At 37.4% G+C, this 736-nt stretch carries 1 pseudogene; it reads left to right on the plus strand.

The annotated features are described in order from the left end of the window. Positions 1-234: 234 nt before the first annotated feature. A pseudogene (gene ltaS1 / locus ACWHAR_RS26660) lies at positions 235-736 on the plus strand (lipoteichoic acid synthase LtaS1); the annotation flags it as partial.

A 736-nucleotide genomic window follows, 5' to 3' on the forward strand; every position in this document is an offset into this window, starting at 1 on the left:
TCCGAGAAAAAAATGTGAAACGAAATGAAGGTTTCTTTCGTCCAGTGATTGGTTTCCAAATGGTTGTAATAAAAATGATATGGTGCGAAACATAAATATTCCGGCTTGCCGCGGTGTATTTATTGTTGTGTGATGCCTTGATTTTGTTTGGAAAGAAGGAATTGGAAGGCAGGATATAAAGAGCAGGTAAATATGAATGAAGAACTTAAAGTGTTTAAGAAAGTAGAGGTTGCCATGAAGAAACTTTTTTCTTACAAACTTAGCTTTTTTGTGCTGGCTGTTATACTGTTTTGGGCAAAAACGTATTTATCCTACAAGACTGAGTTTAATCTTGGGGTAAAAGGCACAACCCAGGAGATCCTCCTGATATTTAACCCATTCTCAAGCGCCGTCTTCTTTTTAGGACTGGCTTTGCTGGCGAAAGGGCGTAAATCAGCCATTATTATGCTGATTATCGATTTCTTGATGACATTTGTGTTATATGCAAATATTTTATTCTATCGTTTCTTTGACGATTTCTTGACGTTCCCGAACATTAAACAGTCCGGAAACGTTGGAAACATGGGGGACGGGATTTTCAGTATCATGGCCGGTCATGATATTTTCTATTTCTTGGATATTATCATTTTGATTGCGGTATTGATCTGGAGACCTGAATTAAAAGAATACAAAATGAAAAAACGCTTTGCATCTTTAGTGATCCTTTCTGGGATCGCACTGTTTTTCATCAACCTGC

The organism is Bacillus sp. LR--39 (assembly GCF_053613335.1).